This is a genomic window from Pseudomonas sp. 2995-1 (assembly GCF_002742505.1).
Classification (GTDB): domain Bacteria; phylum Pseudomonadota; class Gammaproteobacteria; order Pseudomonadales; family Pseudomonadaceae; genus Aquipseudomonas; species Aquipseudomonas sivasensis.
In genome coordinates this window covers 1-637 of the sequence record NZ_LJSA01000180.1, presented here as the reverse complement: position 1 = coordinate 637, position 637 = coordinate 1, and the positions used below count along the sequence as shown (strand labels likewise).

At 58.4% G+C, this 637-nt stretch carries 1 pseudogene; it reads right to left on the bottom strand.

The annotated features are described in order from the left end of the window. Positions 1-285 precede the first annotated feature (285 nt). Positions 286-375, bottom strand: a pseudogene (locus AOA61_RS32100) (nitrite reductase (NAD(P)H) small subunit); the annotation flags it as partial. Positions 376-637: the final 262 nt, after the last annotated feature.

Below are 637 nucleotides of genomic sequence, written 5' to 3'. Positions count from 1 at the left end.
GGTGTATCAGCTCACTGCGAGTTCCACCACGCCCTCATTCAATCGCACCGGCCACACCTGCAATCGCTGGTGTGGCGCCTCCAGCGCTGGCCGTCCTAGTACGCGAAGGAGAAAGGCATTACGCAGCGTGATTGCAGCAACTAGAGCAGTAAGATTTCTCCACTGCGATGCAGTTTTTTATGTGGGAGGGGGCTTGCTCCCGATAGCAGTGGTTCAGCCATACCGATGTTGACTGACACGCCGCCATCGGGAGCAAGCCCCCTCCCACATTTTGACCGAGGTCGATCAGCTCACTGCGAGTTCCACCACGCCCTCATTCAATCGCACCGGCCACACCTGCAATCGCTGGTGTGGCGACTCCAGGCACTGGCCGTCCTAGTACGCGAGGGAGAAAGGCATTACGCCGCGTGATTGCAGCAAAGAGCAGTGGGATTTCTCAGCTGTAATGCGGTTTTATGTGGGAGGGGGCTTGCTCCCGATAGCAGTGGTTCAGGCATACCGATGTCGACTGACACACCGCCATCGGGAGCAAGCCCCCTCCCACATTTTGACCGAGGTGTATCAGCTCACTGCGAGTTCCACCACGCCCTCATTCAATCGCACCGGCCACACCTGCAATCGCTGGTGTGGCGACTCC